This is a genomic window from Nostoc sp. DedQUE05 (genome assembly GCF_034530955.1).
Taxonomy (GTDB): domain Bacteria; phylum Cyanobacteriota; class Cyanobacteriia; order Cyanobacteriales; family Nostocaceae; genus Nostoc.
This window is the reverse complement of record NZ_JAVRCB010000069.1, coordinates 1-19,506: the sequence shown is the minus strand read 5'-3', so window position 1 is coordinate 19,506 and position 19,506 is coordinate 1. Positions and strand designations below refer to the sequence as shown.

General features: G+C 41.6%; 16 protein-coding genes. 10 read left to right on the top strand and 6 right to left on the bottom strand.

What is annotated here, in order from left to right; genetic code table 11:
- Window positions 1-362: 362 nt before the first annotated feature.
- From pstS to RMZ42_RS32470, 5 genes are all read left to right on the top strand, one after another.
- A complete protein-coding gene (gene pstS / locus RMZ42_RS32490; protein ID WP_322675293.1) occupies window positions 363-1,544 on the top strand; it encodes a phosphate ABC transporter substrate-binding protein PstS in 1,182 nt (393 codons plus the stop codon).
- A 149-nt stretch (window positions 1,545-1,693) separates the two neighbouring features.
- Window positions 1,694-2,644, top strand: a complete 951-nt coding sequence (pstC, locus tag RMZ42_RS32485; protein WP_322675292.1) for a phosphate ABC transporter permease subunit PstC — start codon at window positions 1,694-1,696, stop codon at window positions 2,642-2,644.
- A gap of 19 nt (window positions 2,645-2,663) precedes the next feature.
- Window positions 2,664-3,545: a phosphate ABC transporter permease PstA gene (pstA, locus tag RMZ42_RS32480; RefSeq protein ID WP_322675291.1), complete on the top strand. Its 882-nt coding sequence runs from the start codon at window positions 2,664-2,666 to the stop codon at window positions 3,543-3,545.
- A 54-nt stretch (window positions 3,546-3,599) separates the two neighbouring features.
- Entirely contained in the window at window positions 3,600-4,406 is an 807-nt protein-coding gene (gene pstB / locus RMZ42_RS32475; protein WP_322675290.1) for a phosphate ABC transporter ATP-binding protein PstB, read from the top strand.
- Window positions 4,407-4,531: 125 nt separating this feature from the next.
- Window positions 4,532-4,813 (top strand): hypothetical protein, encoded by a 282-nt coding sequence (locus tag RMZ42_RS32470; protein ID WP_094351110.1) that lies wholly within the window; start codon window positions 4,532-4,534, stop codon window positions 4,811-4,813.
- An 18-nt stretch (window positions 4,814-4,831) separates the two neighbouring features.
- Here RMZ42_RS32470 and RMZ42_RS32465 read toward each other — a convergent pair whose 3' ends face one another.
- Both RMZ42_RS32465 and RMZ42_RS32460 read right to left on the bottom strand, forming a co-directional pair.
- Complete coding sequence (locus RMZ42_RS32465) at window positions 4,832-5,398, bottom strand: Uma2 family endonuclease (RefSeq protein ID WP_322675289.1); 567 nt, start codon at window positions 5,396-5,398, stop codon at window positions 4,832-4,834.
- Window positions 5,399-5,564: 166 nt separating this feature from the next.
- Window positions 5,565-6,161, bottom strand: coding sequence for a glyoxalase-like domain protein (locus RMZ42_RS32460; protein WP_322675288.1), 597 nt, complete (start codon window positions 6,159-6,161; stop codon window positions 5,565-5,567).
- Between the two features lie 196 nt (window positions 6,162-6,357).
- Between RMZ42_RS32460 and RMZ42_RS32455 the strand changes: the two genes are divergently transcribed.
- Both RMZ42_RS32455 and RMZ42_RS32450 read left to right on the top strand, forming a co-directional pair.
- Window positions 6,358-6,996, top strand: a complete 639-nt coding sequence (locus RMZ42_RS32455) for a sigma-70 family RNA polymerase sigma factor (RefSeq protein ID WP_322675287.1) — start codon at window positions 6,358-6,360, stop codon at window positions 6,994-6,996.
- 89 nt (window positions 6,997-7,085) lie between these two features.
- On the top strand, window positions 7,086-8,165 hold the full coding sequence (locus RMZ42_RS32450; protein WP_322675286.1) for a tetratricopeptide repeat protein: 1,080 nt from the start codon (window positions 7,086-7,088) through the stop codon (window positions 8,163-8,165).
- A gap of 97 nt (window positions 8,166-8,262) precedes the next feature.
- Here RMZ42_RS32450 and RMZ42_RS32445 read toward each other — a convergent pair whose 3' ends face one another.
- The 3 genes from RMZ42_RS32445 to hisG all read right to left on the bottom strand — a co-directional run bounded on the left by RMZ42_RS32445 (window position 8,263) and on the right by hisG (window position 11,910).
- A complete protein-coding gene (locus RMZ42_RS32445; RefSeq protein WP_322675285.1) occupies window positions 8,263-8,958 on the bottom strand; it encodes a hypothetical protein in 696 nt (231 codons plus the stop codon).
- 335 nt (window positions 8,959-9,293) lie between these two features.
- Window positions 9,294-10,748: a sensor histidine kinase gene (locus RMZ42_RS32440; protein WP_322675284.1), complete on the bottom strand. Its 1,455-nt coding sequence runs from the start codon at window positions 10,746-10,748 to the stop codon at window positions 9,294-9,296.
- 517 nt (window positions 10,749-11,265) lie between these two features.
- Window positions 11,266-11,910 (bottom strand): ATP phosphoribosyltransferase, encoded by a 645-nt coding sequence (hisG, locus tag RMZ42_RS32435; protein WP_322675283.1) that lies wholly within the window; start codon window positions 11,908-11,910, stop codon window positions 11,266-11,268.
- A gap of 76 nt (window positions 11,911-11,986) precedes the next feature.
- Between hisG and rppA the strand changes: the two genes are divergently transcribed.
- Complete coding sequence (gene rppA / locus RMZ42_RS32430; protein WP_322675304.1) at window positions 11,987-12,691, top strand: two-component system response regulator RppA; 705 nt, start codon at window positions 11,987-11,989, stop codon at window positions 12,689-12,691.
- 289 nt (window positions 12,692-12,980) lie between these two features.
- Here the strand turns inward: rppA and RMZ42_RS32425 are convergent, their stop codons facing one another.
- Complete coding sequence (locus RMZ42_RS32425) at window positions 12,981-14,012, bottom strand: 1-acyl-sn-glycerol-3-phosphate acyltransferase (protein WP_322675282.1); 1,032 nt, start codon at window positions 14,010-14,012, stop codon at window positions 12,981-12,983.
- A gap of 620 nt (window positions 14,013-14,632) precedes the next feature.
- Between RMZ42_RS32425 and RMZ42_RS32420 the strand changes: the two genes are divergently transcribed.
- Window positions 14,633-14,887 (top strand): helix-turn-helix transcriptional regulator, encoded by a 255-nt coding sequence (locus RMZ42_RS32420; protein ID WP_322675281.1) that lies wholly within the window; start codon window positions 14,633-14,635, stop codon window positions 14,885-14,887.
- Window position 14,888: 1 nt separating this feature from the next.
- Entirely contained in the window at window positions 14,889-19,028 is a 4,140-nt protein-coding gene (locus RMZ42_RS32415; RefSeq protein ID WP_322675280.1) for a PAS domain S-box protein, read from the top strand.
- The last annotated feature ends 478 nt before the right edge of the window (window positions 19,029-19,506 follow it).

Below are 19,506 nucleotides of genomic sequence, written 5' to 3'. Positions count from 1 at the left end.
CCACTTCCCAAGGAAGTGAAATAATATTCACAGCCTTTATCCTTTTAGGAGAGGTAGAAGTGTATTGGATACAAAGCAAAAGCGCTATTCCATACTAAAATTTTTTCACAACTGAGCCAAAGAATTTACTCTAATAATAAAGTTTTGTAAATGCGTATGAGCTACTTAACCCAGTGCTAGATGTAACTTGAGAATTAAGTAAGAGTATAAAAATTATCAAGCAAAACTAAAAATAAGGGTTTGTTCTTCATCAAAAAAAACAAGCATTTTTTGTTCTATTAACCTATTGTTAATCTTTATTGCTGTCCTTTAGGAGTATCTTAGAAACGCTCACCTGAAAAGTTACTAAAAAATTGATAGCGATGCTCTTACGTCTTAGTGCAATAAAAACTCATCGCCTCACAGGTTCAATTTCAGTGTTAGCACTGACAATCAGCCTAGCAGCTTGTGGCGGACAGCAAACACCAGATGGTACAGCCACCAAAGATACGCCTTCTGGCACTGCTACAGATACTACTGCTTCTAGCCCAGCTAAATTAGACCTTGGCGGAACCGTAAAGTTAAGCGGGGCTGGTGCGTCTTTTCCGGCACCACTGTACGATACCTGGTTCACAGATTTAAACAAAAAATATCCCAATCTGCAAGTTGACTATGCATCAGTTGGTAGCGGTTCTGGAGTTGAACAATTTATCAAAGGCACTGTAGACTTTGGTGCCAGCGATGTCGCAATGAAGGATGAAGAAATCCAAAAAGTACCAGCAGATAGGGGTGTTATTTTACTGCCTGTAACTGCTGGTAGCATCGTGCTGGCTTACAACTTGCCTGATGTTCCAGAACTCAAGCTCCCACGAGCCGTTTACGCCGATATTCTACTAGGCAAAATCACGTCTTGGGATGATGCCCAAATTGCCAAGGCTAACCCAGGTGCAAAGCTTCCAAAAGAGTCAATCACAGTTGTTTATCGTTCAGATGGTAGCGGAACCACGGGTGTGTTCACAAAACACCTCAGCGCTATCAGCCCTGAGTGGAAGAATAAAGTTGGTGAAGGCAAAACCGTCAACTGGCCTAAGGGAGTAGGTGCTAAAGGTAACGAGGGTGTTACTGCCCAAATCCAACAAACTCAAGGTTCCATTGGTTATGTCGAGTATGGCTATGCCAAACAAAATAGTCTCAAGTTTGCTGCTTTGGAAAATAAAGGCGGTAAGTTTGTTGTAGCTAGTGAAGAGTCAGCTTCTAAAACTCTCGAATCAGTAGCTCTACCCGCAAATCTCCGCTCCTTCATTTCCGATCCCGACGGGGCTGATTCCTATCCTATCGTCACTTACACCTGGATTTTGGCTTACAAGAAATATCCCAATGCAGCAAAAGCCAAGGCGATTGAAGCTGCGATCGAATACGCTTTAACTGATGGACAGAAGCAAGCTAGTGCATTAGGATATGTTCCTTTACCCTCAAATGTGATTACAAAGGTAGCTGCTGCTGCTGACCAAATCAGTCCAGAGTACAAAATTTCTGTTGCCAGTGGTAATAGCGCTAGCAAGTAAGCAAGCAATAAAACATGCCTATCCAGTAGTAACTTTGGATACGGAGTTACTATTGTATAAGTCAGTTTAAATAGATGATGAGGCAGCAATTTTACTAATCTGGTTGCCTCCCATATTTTTCTCTGATTTTATTCTGAAAGTCGGTATTCATGACTACAAATTCTCAAAATCTGTCATCAGCGATGAAAAATCGCTCTGACGCCGAAAAATCCCTAGATTTGGGTTTTATTTGGCTGACTAAAATTTTCGCTTTTGGGGTTGCTGGTACTTTATTATGGATTGGGTCGCAGGTTGCAATTGCCTCTTGGCCTGCTATCCAAAAGTTTGGTGCTGGCTTTCTAGTCAACACCACTTGGAACCCGGTTAATGATAGCTATGGGGTGCTACCCCAAATTTATGGAACTCTCGTGAGTTCTTTTATTGGTCTGCTGATAGCAGTGCCAATTGGGGTTGGTACTGCAATTGTACTGAGCGAGGATTTTTTACCTGCAAAAGTGAAGCTAGTACTGGTTTTTGCGGTAGAACTGCTCGCAGCTATTCCCAGCGTTGTCTATGGCGTGTGGGGTATTTTCGTTTTGGTGCCAATATTAACCAGCTTGGGAAAATGGCTCAATGGTTACTTTAGCTGGCTGCCATTTTTTAGCACTTCTCCTACAGGGCCAGGAATGTTACCGGCGGGAGTCATCTTAGCGATTATGACTTTGCCCATCATCACAGCTTTATCCCGCGATGCCTTGATTTCTGTACCCCCTAGCTTGCGCCAAGCCTCTATCGGACTAGGAGCAACCCGCTGGGAAACGATTTTGCAAGTTCTTATCCCAGCAGCCTTTTCGGGCATAGTTAGTGCTGTGATGCTGGGACTTGGCCGCGCAATGGGAGAAACAATGGCTGTAACGATGTTAATTGGCAATTCCAACAACATCAGTCTTTCTCTTTTAGCACCAGCCAATACGATTTCTTCTCTACTGGCAAATCAATTCTCAGAAGCAAGTGGTTTGCAAGTTGCGGCTTTAATGTACGCGGCTTTAATTCTATTTTTTTTGACACTGGTAGTCAATATTCTGGCAGAGTTGATCGTTCTGAGAGTCAAGCGAATATAGCTTAGTTTTGGGTTAAATTATGACTTCTAATTTTCCAGAGCGCAGTTTAACTCGCTCCGCCATGTCTCAAAGGACACTGTTTAATACAGTGATGACCGTAGTCGCATTTACCTGTGGAGTATTGGCACTTTTACCTTTGCTAGCAGTCCTTTCTTACGTGATTATTAAAGGCTTTAGCAGTCTGAATTTAGCCGTGTTTGTTGAACTGCCACCCAAAGCCCTCCAAAAAGGAGGAGGCTTTGGTAATGCAATTTTAGGTACGCTGCTGATGGTAGGAATTGCGGCTTTGATTAGTATCCCCTTTGGAGTTTTAGGGGCGATTTACATCACAGAATTTAGTTCGGCAAGAGTAGCTAGATGGGTGCGTTTTGCAGCTAACGTCCTTAGTGGAGTCCCTTCAATTATTGCTGGGGTATTTGCCTATGGGATTGTAGTTTTGACAATGGTAAAGTTGAATTTAGGATCGTATTCAGCTCTGGCTGGAGGGTTTGCACTGGCAATTTTGATGTTGCCAATTATTCTGCGAACTACTGATGAAGCGTTACAGTTAGTATCGCAAGATTTGCGACAAGCTTCTGTAGGGTTGGGAGCGACTAACTTTCAAACTGTAAGTCAAGTAGTCTTACCAGCAGCTTTACCAGCTATTGTAACTGGGGCAACGCTAGCGATCGCCAGAGCATCTGGAGAAACTGCACCTTTGCTATTTACTGCTCTATTTTCTAACTTTTGGCCAGATGGTTTATTCCAACCAACAGCTTCTCTGGCTGTTTTGGTTTACAAATATGCCATTTCTCCGTTTAAAAATTGGCAATCTCTAGCTTGGGCAGCATCTTTAATTTTGGTATTGATGGTTCTAATCACAAGTATCATCGCTCGTTGGGCAACTCGCAAAAAAGCTTAGTAAAACCATCCACAGTGCATATCCCATCGCTTAAACTAACACTAAATTTATTTTATGCCTACCAATACTAGGACAGTGAATGACACTGAAACCGTTTTACGCACTGAAAATCTCAACGTTTACTATGGCAAGTTTTTAGCCTTACAGAATATTTGGCTAGATATACCGAAAAATCAGGTGACTGCTTTTATCGGCCCTTCTGGTTGTGGTAAAAGTACGTTGTTGCGATGCTATAACCGTCTCAATGACCTAATTGAATCATTTCGGGCAGAAGGTAAAATACTTTTTTACGATAAAAATTTGTATGCATCCGACATCGATCCTGTAGAAGTGCGTCGGAGAATTGGGATGGTGTTTCAAAGACCAAACCCATTTCCCAAATCAATTTATGACAATATTACTTTTGGAGCTAAAATCAACGGCTATAAAGGTAATTTAGATGAACTAGTAGAAAGCAGTCTTAGAAAAGCAGCTTTGTGGGATGAAGTCAAAGATAAACTACAGCAAAGTGGCTCGTCTTTATCTGGTGGACAACAACAACGATTATGTATTGCTCGTGCGATCGCAGTACAACCTGAAATTATCCTGATGGATGAACCTTGCTCCGCTCTTGACCCCATTTCCACCTTGCGTGTTGAAGAACTGATTCACGAACTTAAAGAGCAATATACTATTGTCATTGTCACCCATAACATGCAGCAAGCAGCGCGTGTTTCTGATAAGACAGCCTTTTTTAATGTTCGGACTTCAGAAACAGGAACCCGTAATGGCTATATGGTAGAGTATGATGCAACAGAAGTGATTTTCAACAATCCTCAGCAGGAAGATACCAGAGATTACGTCAGCGGCAAATTTGGATAAATATTTATTTCACATTACATTGTAGATATTAAAGCAATGAGGGATATTCGGAAATTAAAGTTGTGCGATATTCCTCTATGTTTTTTATTTGAAGGACTTTTTTCTCCCTAACAAACTTCATTTCCATGTTGTCCGATGTCTATTACTTGGTGCGCTCAAAAACTGACGGGAATTATCTGATAGCTCGTCCTGATGCTGAAACATCGGGTTATTTATTGCTGTTTCAAGAAAACTTTGACGCCCTTAGCTATCTCAACACCCACGCAGCAGAAGTGGCAAATCGCTTTGCGGTGGAATCTATTGCGCGTACACAGTTGGGGAACTTGCTTAAACGCTGGGGTTTTAGCGGTGTGGGCATTGTAACTGACCCGTTATTGCCCAAAGTTGAATTTTTACAGCACAGTTAACTAATTCGTAATTTTATATTAATTAAATAGTTGTGCGATCGCACAAGTAAAATTAGGTAATATGGGTGAACTCAATTCATCACCATTGAATAACGTAGCAACTAACTTTAAACTCGCTTGTTCGCGTCGATATACTTCCACCTGTTGTTTACGCCAATCTACAATCCAATATTCTCTGACACCTCGTGATGAGTAGAGCTTAAGTTTTAGTTCTCTGTCCCGCTTTTCATTTTCACTACCAGCAGATAGTACTTCTATAACCAGTTCTGGCGCACCAGTCAAATGCCCAGCCTCGTCTAAAAGTAGGGGTAATCTCTCGTTGCTAGCCCAGACAACATCGGGAATAACATTATCATTATCGCCAAAAATTATTCCTGGAGCAGGTACGACCTGTCCCAAAGAAGTAGCTTGTGACCAAATATGCAATGGAGTAATAATTCTGACACATGTTTTTTGATGATTCCAGTGAGGCGCTTTGGTCACAAATAATTCTCCGTCAATAATTTCATAGCGATTCCCGTTATCTGGAAACAACTCTAAATCGGCGGTAGTCCAGCGCACTCTCTCAGATATCGGCTGGTTCATAAATCATCTTTGTTAGGGGATTTACCTATTTTAGCCTGGGTGGAAATGGGACATTAATTAGGAAGGAGCCAAGCCGGGAGTCAATCTAAAATCCAAAATCTAAATTCCAAAAATATTGGGTGGAGCGCTCGCCCCACCCAACCTAAAATAATCTAATCATTAACTACTAATTCGCTACTTCAGCCACTTCGATAACTCGCCCTTCATAGTCCTTGACTAAAAAGTTCAGGGGTTTGTGGTTACGAATCTTCAATTTCAAACCGCGCATTTCGATTCGCATTAAAATCATTTCCAGGCAGTCGTGGTCAAAACAAACGTGGCGTTGCTGATTTTTGCTACCTAAACTCGCACCAGTAATGACGTGTAGCTGGGTGTTTTTCTTCAATTGATACCACAGCCCATCGTTAGCATTATTCATCATTTTGCTAGACAAGCTCGGCCCAGTAGACATATATAACGGATCGATGCCAGTTGCGCCTATAGTTTGTTCGTAGTTGTAGTAGTAGTGCAATGGCACCTCAGCTGCTGGCAAATCTAGCAGCCCTTCATACAATTGTCGGGCAATCTCCAAATCTGACACCATTACTGTGTGTACTTTTGGGGCACTGGTGAGAAACATCCACATAGCACCAGCGTAAGCTGCTAGCAGCATCACCATAATGCCTTGGGTGGAGAACAGGCTATCTAAGGGCAGGGAAGGCAGAAAGGAGCCTAAAGTAAGGGGACTGAGCAGGAACGATACCACGCTAACTTCTATAACCATGAACAAATAAGGATTCTTTAAGAGAGTTGATTTTATGATTGTCGATTAAGACTAAAATTAAGTCCTTGTTTTTAGTTTATCAATACTCAACTAGTCTGAGTCTCATCTACAAACTGAGCAACACCAAGATATTATGCGATTAACTAGGGGAGTGCAATTCCCAAAACTATTTTAACAATTATCAACTCCAAGACTTGTGCAAATTCCTCATTTTCCCGAAGCTAATCACCCACTGGTGAAGTCGCTGTTCCATCACAGCGACCATGAACTACTAACTCTGTTTCAGCGCTATCCAGATGCTGGAAAGTACTTTACGGTGATTTTTTGCCGTTATAGCCCCATAGTCTACACCTTAATTCGGCATTCGGCGCGATCGCCTGTGCAGGCAGATTATCTGTTTGCCCTGACTTGGCGACATATTTATTACGAACTCGGTGGACTAAAGTTAACTGACTCTGAATCAGGTGAGGAAGCTTTGACCATGCAAAATTGGTTAATTAATATGACAGCTTTCTGTATAAATGAGATTAAACTACCGCCCACAGAAGCAATTCATTATTCTCTGCAAGCGACTTCACCGCCGCTATGGTGCTATGTACAACAGGCGTTAGACCAACTACCGCCAGTTTTACGATTAATTGTATTAATGGCTCAAACTTTCCATTGGAGTGAAACTAGAATCGCTGCTTATCTACAAGCTGAAGGAGAAGCGATCGCTCCTCATGAAGTAGCCAATTTTCTCCAAGAAGGCTATCGTATGCTAGAGGACAAATTGCCTACAGATATCCGCACTATATACTTTGGAGAAGATTTAGCTCAATCAGAACTTAAGTAGAAATGCGTATATTAATTGTCTTCAATTTTAAAACTTAAAACTTTTTCTTAGACCTTCTACTTAAACCCGCAACTTTACGGGTAATTTTTATGAAACAACGGCTTGTATTTCCCTGCCAAAAGGTAGGCTTAATTTGTGTAGGTGCGATTTCTTCTCCCCAGGTACTTTTACACAGCTTTTTACTGTTAGCTTTTTTGCTGAGTCCTGTAGCGGGTGCGGTTGATATTACCGAACAACTCCATCGCCCTTTAAATAATTCCGTTGGGCGACAATCAAGAGATGAAGCAGACAGTTTGCTGCGTATTGCTGAACAAGAATACGCTTCAGGACATGCCGACAAAACAATTGCGTCTTGTTTGCGAGCATTAGAACTATATCATTCCATTGGCGACCTGAAAGCACAAGGTTTGACATACAATTTGCTTGCTAAGGCTTATGTGCAGCTTGGTAGTTCAAAAGAGGCAGAAGATGCTTTCAGAAGAGGATTAGCGATCGCTCGTGATATTAAAGATTTCCAATCTCAGATTTTTGTGCTGAATAATATTGGTACATTTCTGCTGCAAAAAGGCGAATTTGCTGCTGCTGGTAAAACAGTTGAAGATGCACTCACAATTGCTCACGGTGTCAAAAATATTGAAGGTGAAGGACTGTCTTTGAGTAATTTGGGCTTGGTAAGTGCCAGGTTGGGAGATTATAACAAGGCGATTAAACTATATGAAAACGCTTTAATTTTCCGCCGTCAGACTGGCGATGCCATCGGTGAAGCAAATACCTTGAATAATTTAGGAGATGCTTATTTAGCATCTGGAAATTATCAAGATACCATTGCTACTTATGGTGAAGCAATGCGGACAGCTAAAACCAACCGCGATCGCCCTAATCAATTACGGGCAATTGACGGTTTAGTTACGGCTCACACTGCTGTAGGACGTTACGAACGCGCCTTTGACTTACTAGAGCAGCGTTTAGGACTCGCGAAAGAATTGCAAAATTTACGCGAAGAATTAAAATCTTTTGAATCTTATGCCCAGTTATATAAGCAACAAGGTAACTACCTAACTGCCCGCAATTTTTACGAAAGGGCAATTATACTGGCGCAGACATTGCAAGATAGCAGGCAAGAAGTGCAATTGCGGGATCAATTAACTAAAATGCTTCAGCGAAAGTAGCAGTAAGACACCGAAAATCTTTTGCATTATTCAAAGTAGGGGTAATTCATGAATTGCCCCTACAGTTTTGTATAAGTTAATCCACGCCTTAGCCTTACTAATTCAAGAACACTGAACCGTTTCGTTCAATTCTCATAGCACTTCTGCCCTGTGTTGCATTGGTGGCTTCTTTAAATGTAACTTCCAAGCTTCCTGGCTCTGAAGAACCTTGTGGAGTCACTATTAACTGTCCGCCATCTTGTCGTTCAAATGTTACTGTTACTGGTGCTTTTAAAGCTTGCAGCGTTACATCTGACTTACCTTCTAGCGATCGCGGTGCCGTATCACCAATCACTTGGAAAGTTATCTTAGCCGCAGTATTATTCACCAACCTGATATTAACCATACCATTAGTGAGTGCGATCGTCGCACTGGGGGTTTGGCGTGGTTCTACCAGTGGTTGTTGGTCATTGGAAACCGCAGGTGGTGAAGGCTGTTGAGTTCGATCGCCAGGAATTGGGCGTGGTGGTACGGGAGACACTTGCCCCTCAGCCGGAGGAATTGGGCGTGGTGGTACGGGAGACACTTGCCCTTCAGCCGGAGGAACTGGGCGAGGTGGTGTGACACCTGATTCCGGCGATCCGGGAGCTTGAGAGCGGTTGTAGGGTGGTTCGCTAAAAATGCTAGGACTTGGGTTAACCTTAACAGTAGATTCTTGTGCTAATGCTTGAGGAATTGCTGGCAGACTAATTAGCAACCCCCCACAAAGAGCGCCAAATAACTTGCCAGACTTGCGGAAATTTTGAGACTTCATATTTGTTCTTAACTCCTAAAAAAAAGTTCAATTTTTGTTACAAAGAATTTCTCCAACCGGAAATTAAATTAGGTTTTATCGGTCGTTGAGTATATTTAAGTTTTTAACAAACTACTCGATTTATCGCATCTAGCTAAGGATACGAAAATTATCTAAAAAAAATGAAAATATTTCATTCTCAAGATTTAAAGTCTTAATCATTGTCATTAAGCACTTTGTGTAATAATCTAATTCAATATACTGCTAAAAAATAAATTTTCGCGCTAATAACTAAGGTCAATTTGAATAAATTAAAATTTTACATCTATCACAAGAAAGAAAAATTTATTAGCAAATTAATACTCAAAAGTTATTGGCAAAGTGATAGTAAAGGTAGTGCCAATGCCTTGGGTACTTTCAACTTGAATATAACCGTGATGATGTTCGACAATAGCTTGAGCGATCGCTAATCCCAATCCTGAACCTGTAGCGCTGGCTGTGGCTGTATTCCCCGCCCTATGAGTACGTGCCGGATCTACTCGATAAAAGCGGTCAAATAAGCGTGGTAGGGCTTCGGCTGGAATTCCAACTCCGGTATCACTCACCTTAACTTGCAACTGGGCACTGGTGTTACGTAGTCCAGAAACACGATTTATTCCTTCTATCCGCGCCAATTCCACTTTCACTCGTCCACCTGCTGGAGTGTAATGCAAAGCGTTAGCAATTAAATTTGTGAATAGTCGCACCAATTGATCCCAATTACCTACAAGAGTGAACCAATTCTCCAGTAATTCGGGGCTAGTTTCAGAGATAGGAGGGTCAACTAAGTCTAGAGAAAGGGCGATTTCTTTCTCAGGGATTAACAATTGTTGTTCTTCAACCACCTCTATTAGCAAAGCGTCCAACGGACAAGGTGAAAAAGTATCTTTGCTAATACCACTATCCTGTCGTGCTAGGAAGAGTAAGTCATTGACTAACTTACCCAAACGCTGCGTTAACCGTTCCACCACCTTTAACTGTTGTCGATATTGCAAAGAAGTAGTCGTTTCTGTCTCGGCTAAATCCAAGTCAGCAAGGGCAACTTGGACATTAGTTTGAATCAAAGTAATCGGACTTCTCAGTTCGTGGGAAGCATCAGCAGTGAATTGTTTAAGACGTTGATAAGATTCACCCACCGGTTCCATCGCTTTACCCGAAAGAAACCAACCACTTGCACCTACAGAAAGCAACATTAACCCAATACCTAATGCCAAATCAAAAATTAACTGGCGACTAGGTTTAGTAACTTCAAACCAAGGATGACTAACGCGCAGATATCCTAATACTTGTCGTTTCACTTCTACGCGTTGGGTGACTTGTCGTAATAAGAGTGGGGAGTTAGGAATTTTGAATTTTGAATTTTCACTCTCTGCTTTGACTACGCGTACAGTTTCACCAGTGCGATTGACACGAATGGGAATATTTAGGGGTTCAGATAGCGTTGACCAAAGTAATTTACCAGTTGGACTAAACCATTCTAAATCAATGTGGTCATCTTCTACAGCGTCGGTATTATTACCAAAACTGGCTTCTACATTAATGCGAAATTTATCTGCATCAGTATTAATTGGCTCAAATATTAGTGTAGATGCACAACCACTGCTTGTGAGACAACGCTCTACTATTTCCACTACATGGTTAAGGGTGTCATCAATCCGCTCAATCAGTGTAGTACGAAAGTATAAATAAACGCCACTGGCAAACAGTAGCAGTAATACAGCAGTGACCGCAGTGTACCAAATTGCAAGACGGCGGCGAGTAGCTTGAAACATCTTTTCACCTACTTTTTTTGACTGAATATCATCAGATTACGTCTTAATAATTTTAAATTACTTTTAATTATCAACATTCTTTCAAAAGAATACTGGTTAAATTCTTGGCGATCGCATCCAATTTTAACGCTAAAAAAAATATTACTTTGTCTGCAAAAATAATATCAATATAACTTTGATTCCATTTGCTGAAAGGTTAAATCAAAAATTTAATCTTTGTATGTGATGAGTTTCTACGCGTTTTATGCAACAAAAGATAAGGGCTTTTAAAACCTAGTCTCTAGCCAGAAGTTATATCAATTTTAAAAAAGAATACGACAAATAGACCATTTGTAGAGACGCGATTCATCGCGTCTTTACCCAAGGATGTTAGGAACGAGCATCTAAAGAAGCGTTATTACAAATTACAAATGATAAGCTGCCCTTGCTTTAATTTGCACAACTAGGGCGGGCAAGATGCCCACCTCACAAGAGATTTATTTTTTTGGAAGATGCAAATTAAAAGATTTTTAGCTTATTAAACCTCTACCAAAACGGCCTCGCGCAGCTTGTCAATCACATCACTCAGATTACCTGTATTCAGGCGGTAACTCAGAGGATGAGCAATCAATCGCGCCGTGCTTTCATACAGACTAGCAATTTCAATCAAACCATTTTCGCGTAAAGTCCGCCCTGTAGAAACCAAATCTACGATCGCTTCTGACATTCCAGTAATCGGGCCTAGCTCTACTGAACCATACAATGGCACTATTTCCACAGGTAAATCCAGACTATGGAAATATTCACGAGCGCAATTGACATATTTTGAAGCAACTCTACCATGCGGTGGTAAATCTAAAGGCGATCGGTAAGCACTTGATTCTTTTACCGCCACTGACATCCGACAATGACCAAACTGCAAATCTACCAAGTGAGCAACTTGCGGCTGCTTCTCCCGCAGCACATCATAACCAACAACCCCTAGTTGTGCTTGACCATATTCCACATAAACGGGCACATCTTGCGCCCGCACCAGTAAAGCTTTTGCAACTCCTTTAGTATCAGGAATTTGAAGTTGGCGAGTTCCTGAATCTAAAAAAGCACTAAAATCTAATCCGACAGCTTGTAGCAAGCGGATGCTATTTTTAAGTAGTTCCCCTTTTGGCAATGCAACAGTCAGCATTTTTGTTATTGGTATCCTTAGCGTCTTGGTAGTTGAATAATATTGAGAATATCTCTATATGCTTACCACAAGCAGCATGAGAATTTTATTAGTTGATGATGAAGTTGAACTAACTCAACCTTTGAGCCGCTTGTTAACTCGTGAGGGTTACGCTGTAGATGCCGTTTATGATGGGACATCTGGCAGCGAACTTGCACGGGCAGGCAGTTATGACCTACTTATTTTAGATTGGATGCTGCCAGGAAAAACGGGGTTAGAGATTTGTCAGGAATTGCGCCGCCAAAGCAAAACCACTCCCGTATTGTTCCTTACGGCTAAAGATACTCTTGATGACCGCGTACAAGGTTTAGATGCTGGTGCGGACGACTATTTGGTTAAACCTTTTGAACTGCGGGAGTTATTAGCAAGAGTCCGTGCTTTATTGCGTCGTTCCGGTACTCAAACTTATGAAACTACCAGCGGACGTTTAACCGTCGCTGATTTAGAACTGGATTGTGAAAATCAAGTAGCCTATCGCCAAGGACGAATAATTGAGCTATCGCAAAAGGAAAGCCAGTTGTTGCAATACTTTATGGAACACACTGGACAACTTTTAACTCATGGTCAGATTATGCAAAATTTGTGGCAAGAAGAAGAACCTAGTAGTAATGTGATAGCGGCATTAATTCGTTTGCTGCGCCGTAAGATTGAGGTAGGTAAAGAAACTGCGCTGATTCACACAGTCTACGGCAAAGGCTATCGTTTTGGTGCTTCCTCAATGGAGTCAGTTACTAACGGATAAGCATTGGCAACGAAACAGGTTATGTTAGTAACAAACGGACAAGCTGTCGTTACTAACGAATAAGTGTTGGTAACAAAACAGGTTGTATTGGTAAGAATACATAAGTTGTCGTTACTAACGGATAAGCATTCGTAACAAAAAAAGTCAAGACGTTTGGGACAGAAACCAAGTTGCACAATACTGGCTTTCAAATTCTTTGCTATACAGGGATTGTGCCAATCCTTGGTAAGAAATTAATTGCTAAGTTTCTTAGTTTCGTTTCGTTTATTGTCCTACTATAACAATATGCTTAAAATATGCCCAAAAAATGATTAATTTGAAGTTGCAGTTTGTCTCTTAATTGTTGCGCTTGTTGATAAGCTGCTGCACGCCCTTTCTTTGAGTGGTTGTCCAATTCTACTGGTTGCAAAGGGCTAATAAAGTAACGCAAACGAGTTCTCATTGCCCAAATTCCCATTGAGGGAAACAGAAGTAAGGCAAACATCAAAAGCGACAAAGGTAAGAATGGTAGTTTGACTAGTCGTTGTAACTTGGTGAAATTAACGGCCCAAGGATGCAGAGATTCACTGCCGATGCAAACTACTGGCAGAATGGGAATATGATAGCGATCGCTCAACTGAATAAAGCTCACATCAAACTTTTCTAGTTGATAGCGTCTTCTCCAACCTTTCAAAGGCCCGCGAACACCTTCGGGTGCATATAAAAGAATTTTACCTTCAGCAAGTGCCCCCTCAAAATCATCTAATTCGGCTCGCACACCACCTAAAACCTGCGACCATTGAGGTGGTAGCCACCAAATCATCCAAGGATGCTCAAATAATACTGGATTGGCGATGGGTTGCACTACCCATTCTTTGGCTTCACTTAATAAATAAGCCAAGGTTAAAAAGTCCCAAGGGAAACACATCCCGGCATGATTCATTGCCACAATCAATGGCCCTGTTGGCGGCAAGTTTTCAACTTGTTGCAACTCTCCCCGAAAATAGTATTTAACGATAGGGGCCAGAATTTCTTTGCCAAAAGCTTGTTGATATTTAGGAGCGAATTCACCAACTTCTTTTCGAGGTGAACGAAAACCCAAACGCAACCAGCGACTCAGCAACGCTAGATAAAATCCGCCAGGAATTAAAAATAATCCATATTCTAGCCAATTCCAACCATCTGGATCTGTGTGATAGTGCTGCCAATGGCGGTTGAATAAAATTAACCACCCTGGAGGATACCAAAGACAAAACCAATCAAACCAGTTAAATATATAGCCTTCATCTGGTGAATTTTCCTGTTGACTGTTTAATAAGTTTTCGGAGTGTTGATTAATCAAAACAGTTAAAGATGAGGATTAGGCAAAAGTTTTATCAATAGTGGATCGTAACTTTCTAATTTTTTGACTGGCATCTGACCATAGAAGTAAAACTAACTACATATTTTAGAATCTATTTTAGATTGACAACGTAGTTCGGTTGAATGCAGTACAAAAATAGAGATAACAACATGTTTTCCCATACAATTATCTGTACTCACCTTGGTGTAGCCTCTGTCTGCGACATGCTGTTCGCGTTCGTAGAGAAGTTGTAAACTGCTGTAGTTACTAAACTAGCGAGATAAAAAAGCTTTTATCAAGTACAAAATTAACTTTATATATAACAAATTAATTTAAATATGAATCATGAAAGTGTGGCGTACTAGCAATTGTTTGGCTGTGTGCGATCGCTAATAATTATTTAGTCAAATTGCCTTAGATAATACTATCTTGCTATCCCATACCAAGCAAAACTTAATGTTTATTTTAGATATACCTTCTACACTAAACACTAAGCCGTGAAGACGATAACTGAATTTTGATGTTTCGCCAAAAGATGAAATTGATAACGACTAATGATTATTTAAATTCTTCCTCAAGCTGGAGACGAATGGCGAGACATCTGTCTTACTCTTCCTACTATGGAACTAGAAAAGCCACTCAAAATTTCAGATTTTATCCGTCAACTTCGGCAGCAACTCGATCTCTCTCAAGAAAAGTTTGCAGCTAAGTTAGGAGTTTCCCTACGAACAATCAATCGTTGGGAGAACGGAGCTACAGTGCCTTCACAGATGGCACTAAAGCTGATTGAAGAAATGTTAGAGAAGATGGGCAAAGCAGACAAAAGATTAGCGAATGAGTATCTCCCAAAATTGGAGCAACGGGAGGACTCTTAAGATGATGGTGAAAGTACCTGAAAAAATTTTGATGATGCGTTCTCGGTTCATAGCTTTTAGTGTGATGATTCTGGCAGTCATGACGGCAATGCTGTTGACAAAAGTGTTACTGCCAGTTTTCGATCCGAGCGTATTTACATTATTTTATGCTGTTGTGGCAGTTAGCGCCTGGTATGGTGGTATGAGACTAGGAGTGCTAGCGATCGCTTTATCTGTGACAACTGCGCTCTATTTTTTAATCGATCCAGTCTACTCCTTCGATTTTCTCAGCCTGAAAGTCCTGGTACGATTAACCACATTCTCACTAGTATCCTTCTTAATTACTGCGCTTTCTTCAGAGTTGCGAACTGCTAGACGCAAAGCAGAGACAAGCCTCAAATTGTTGCAAAATAGCGAAATGCGGTTTAGCCGATTGGCAGAATCCAACATCATTGGGGTAATCGTAACTAATATGAACAACGGCTGCATCGTCGAAGCCAATGATGCTTTTCTGAAGATGATCGGCTATACGCGAGAAGATTTTTCTGCTAACCAAATAAACTGGCGCGAGATTACCCCACCTGAATATCTTCTTTTGAGCGAACGTTCGGTGGAAGAGGTAAAAACTACTGGAATATGTAAGCCTTTTGAGAAAGAATACATTCGTAAAGATGGCGATCGCATTCCGGTTCTGCTTGGTTCTGTAATGCTAGGAGACACTCAAGAAACGGTCATTGCCTTTGCTGTTGATTTGAGCGAACAGCAAGCTGCGCTACGCGAACGCAAACAAGCAGAAGCGGCATTACAGCAAGCCAATCAGCGGAACACACGCACTCTAGAAAACATGAGTGATGCATTTATGACTCTAGACCGAGATTGGCGAATCATCTACCAAAATGCCCAAGCAGAGCGAATTAACGGTAAACCCCGCACAGAGGTCATTGGTAAGTCGCACTGGGAGGAGTGGCCTATATCATTAGGCACAAATTTGGAGCTAAATTATCGGCGGGCGATGGCAGAGCAAATTCCCGTCCATTTCGAGTATCACTACTACTTACCATCCAAATATGACTTGTGGCTAGAGATTCACGCCTATCCCAGTGAAGATGGTCTTGACATTTTCTTTCGCGACATCACTGAACGCAAACAAGTAGAACAAACTTTGCGACAGAAAGAGGAGCGTCTGAGATTAGCGAACGAGCGGTTTGAGTTAGCCGCATCTGCGGTCAATTGTCTGATTTATGACTGGAATATAGAACAAGATAGCGTTGAAAGAACTGATGGGTTAACTCGAATTTTGGGCTATTCCCTCGCAGAAGCTGAAGCAACTGGTAATTGGTGGTGTGAGCTTGTTCATCCAGAAGATTTGCCAAGCGTACAAGAGGCGATACTTGCTTTGGGAAATAGCGATCGCTATGCTGCCGAATACCGAATTCGTAACAAAAACAATCAGTATATCTATGTATTAGATCGAGGAATAGTGGTGCAACGGAATGCTAATGGAAAGCCAGTACGTTTAGTTGGCAGCACTACAGATATCAGCGAACGCAAACAGGTAGAAGCAGCAATCCAAGCAAGTGAGGAACGGCTCAGGAGTTTTGTGAAAGCAAATATAGTTGGCATTCTCTTCGGTGATGTGAATGGTAGCATCACTGAAGCCAATGACGAGTTTTTGCGAATTGTCGGCTATACCCAAGAGGATATCCAAGCAGGTAGATTAAGCTGGACTGATATCACGCCACCTGAGTATCAATATTTAGACGAATTGGCTATTGCCGAAGCAATAGCGAAGGGAACCTGTACTCCTTATGAGAAGGAATTTATTCGCAAAGATGGTTCCAGCGTCCCAGTTGTAGTTGGCTACTCCCTTTTAGGAGAATCTCGGCATAAATCAATCGCATTCATTCTGGATATTAGCGATCTCAAACAAGCTAAAAAAGCACTGAGTCAGAGCCAAGAGCAATTTCAAGCTTTTATGGATAATATTCCTGCCGCCGCATGGATTACGAATGCATACGGACGCGTACTTTATCTCAGTCCAACTTATTTAAGCACGTTCAATGTAGCAACAAATAAGGCGATCGATAAAAACATTTTTGACCTATACCCAGTCCAAATTGCTCAACCCCTCCTCGATAACATTAGAATAGTTGCCGAAAGGAATCAGGTTGTTCAAACGATTGAGTCTGCCCCACGCACAGATGGCACCCTTGGCGAATTTTTTGTTTATAAGTTTCCCATTGCCGATGCCTCTGGTCAACGTTTGGTAGGAGGGGTTGCAATTGACATTACCGAACGCGAACGCGCCCTTCGCGAACGTCAGCTTGCAGAACAAGCCTTACAAGAACGCAGTGAAAGACTTAAACTGCTTTCGGAAACGACCAGTGATTTGCTTTCAACCGAGCGCCCTTTGGATCTAATGAACAGCTTGTTTAACAAACTCTCGGCGCAAATGGATTTGCACTGTTACTTTCACTATTTAATCGATACACACGAAAATAAGCAGAAACTTCGGTTAGTAGCTTGGAACGGCATTACTGATGAAGTATTTCAAGCAATTGAATACCTGGAATTTAATCAAGGGATATGCGGACTAGTGGTGCAAGAACGCCGTCAAATCGTCGTCAATAATGTGCCGCACTCTACCCATCCCCATGCCAACATCCTCCATGCTTTAGGAATTACAGCCTATGCAGGTCAACCGTTAATTGCTCAAGGAAAGCTGCTTGGTGTCCTCTGCTTTGCCAGTCGCACCCGTACCAATTTAACTTCTGGGGAAATAGCTCTATTACAAGCAACTTCCGATCAGGTGGCGGTTGCTTTGGAACGCGCTCAGTTGATGGCTTCGTTACAGCGACGGAAAGAAGAATTAATCCAAGCTAATCGAATCAAAGATGAGTTTTTGGCGGTGCTTTCCCACGAACTTCGCACGCCGCTAAACCCGATTTTGGGATGGTCGAAATTACTACAAACGAAAAAGTATGATGAAGCAACCACTACTCGCGCTCTCGAAACCATTGAGCGCAATGCCAAGCTGCAAACCCAATTAATCGAAGATTTACTGGATGTCTCTCGCATTCTCCAAGGTAAACTGAGTCTGAATATTACTCCTGTAAATCTAGAAACTGCGATCGCCGCAGCAATAGAAACTGTACGTCTAGCCGCTGAAGCCAAATCGATCGATTTGCAATTTACGATTTTAGACTTCGACGCAAGCACTCAGTCCTTACCTGCGGGACGCTACGCGAAGGACAAGACTCAGGAACCATCGAAGGATTTTGGATTAGAAAATTCTCAAAGAAATTTAAACTCTATCGATTTTAATCAGCAACCTAACACTTTAAAATGCCAAACTTCAAATTCTAAATTTTTAGTTACAGGTGATTCTAATCGCTTGCAGCAAGTTATCTGGAATCTAGTTTCCAATGCTATTAAGTTTACACCTCAAGGTGGAGAAATAGAAATCAGTTTAGAGTCTGTTGGTTCTCAAGTTCAATTGCGAGTCAGTGATACAGGTAAGGGAATTAGCCCTGACTTTTTACCATTCGTCTTTGACTACTTTCGACAAGCTGATGGCGCAACCACTAGAAAATTCGGCGGACTGGGCTTAGGATTAGCTATTGTTCGTCACATTATTGAGCTACACGGTGGCACAGTTAAGGCAGAAAGTTTGGGTGAAGAACAGGGAGCAACCTTTACAGTCATGCTACCGCTCATCCAGATCGATCTAAATAGCCATCAGATAGCCTCTCAAGCTGATAATTTGCCCGATTTCAAGGGGTTGAAAGTTCTGCTTGTGGATGATGAGCGAGATACACGAGAGTTAATTGCTTTCATTTTGGAGCAATCTGGCGCGGTAGTAATCCAGGCGGCATCTGCGATGGAAGCACTACGAATTATGCCTCAGTTCCAGCCAAATTTGCTGTTAAGCGACATTGGAATGCCAGAAGTAGACGGCTATATGCTGATTCGTCAGATTAGAGCTATGTCACCAGAACTTGGAGGAAAAATTCCCGCGATCGCCCTTACAGCTTATGCTGGTGAGGTTGATTATCAACAGGCAATTACCGCCGGATTTGGGCAGCATATCACCAAACCAGTGGAGCCAGCTAAATTACTTCGTGCGATCGCTAACCTAATTTATAGTTGTAGAAATTGTTAATTGAGAGACTTCATAATTTTGTATTTATAAGCTTTCAAACCAGAAAGCAACATTACACCTGCCCCATCGTGAGAGTTTAAGATAAGCTTACTTTTTTCAATTAGAAATTATGCTGAAAATTGAGGAAAAACGAAGAAATTAAATTAACTGTTGTACTGAACTTATTGGGCAAGAATGAATCATGCGTATCAAGATGAGGCGTAGGCGTAGCCCGCCGTAAGGCATCGTCTGCTCAAAAATTATCTTTCCGAGCCGATTTTTAGCAATATTTTAAGTACTATTGCTTGTTGACAAATGGTATTTGACCTTAACCTCTCACAATGCACTTGCCCAATTTCTCATATTTTATATCTAGCAAGCTTTTTGCCGTTTTTTATGCATCGAACTCACATTAAATTAACCTATCTAATGTGGCATTTCTGGGAGAAATAAAAACCCCCAAGCTCTGATCTGAGCTTGGGGGTTTTTATTAAATTAT

Coding starts and splice junctions, on each gene's coding strand:
- RMZ42_RS32420 (WP_322675281.1), top strand. CDS start 14,633: ATGGAACTAGAAAAGCCACTCAAAATTTCAGATTTTATCCGTCAACTT.
- RMZ42_RS32415 (WP_322675280.1), top strand. CDS start 14,889: ATGATGGTGAAAGTACCTGAAAAAATTTTGATGATGCGTTCTCGGTTC.
- pstA (WP_322675291.1), top strand. CDS start 2,664: ATGACTTCTAATTTTCCAGAGCGCAGTTTAACTCGCTCCGCCATGTCT.
- RMZ42_RS32470 (WP_094351110.1), top strand. CDS start 4,532: ATGTTGTCCGATGTCTATTACTTGGTGCGCTCAAAAACTGACGGGAAT.
- RMZ42_RS32460 (WP_322675288.1), bottom strand. CDS start 6,161: ATGGTTATAGAAGTTAGCGTGGTATCGTTCCTGCTCAGTCCCCTTACT.
- pstC (WP_322675292.1), top strand. CDS start 1,694: ATGACTACAAATTCTCAAAATCTGTCATCAGCGATGAAAAATCGCTCT.
- RMZ42_RS32445 (WP_322675285.1), bottom strand. CDS start 8,958: ATGAAGTCTCAAAATTTCCGCAAGTCTGGCAAGTTATTTGGCGCTCTT.
- RMZ42_RS32440 (WP_322675284.1), bottom strand. CDS start 10,748: ATGTTTCAAGCTACTCGCCGCCGTCTTGCAATTTGGTACACTGCGGTC.
- pstS (WP_322675293.1), top strand. CDS start 363: ATGCTCTTACGTCTTAGTGCAATAAAAACTCATCGCCTCACAGGTTCA.
- RMZ42_RS32450 (WP_322675286.1), top strand. CDS start 7,086: ATGAAACAACGGCTTGTATTTCCCTGCCAAAAGGTAGGCTTAATTTGT.
- pstB (WP_322675290.1), top strand. CDS start 3,600: ATGCCTACCAATACTAGGACAGTGAATGACACTGAAACCGTTTTACGC.
- RMZ42_RS32465 (WP_322675289.1), bottom strand. CDS start 5,398: ATGAACCAGCCGATATCTGAGAGAGTGCGCTGGACTACCGCCGATTTA.
- rppA (WP_322675304.1), top strand. CDS start 11,987: ATGAGAATTTTATTAGTTGATGATGAAGTTGAACTAACTCAACCTTTG.
- hisG (WP_322675283.1), bottom strand. CDS start 11,910: ATGCTGACTGTTGCATTGCCAAAAGGGGAACTACTTAAAAATAGCATC.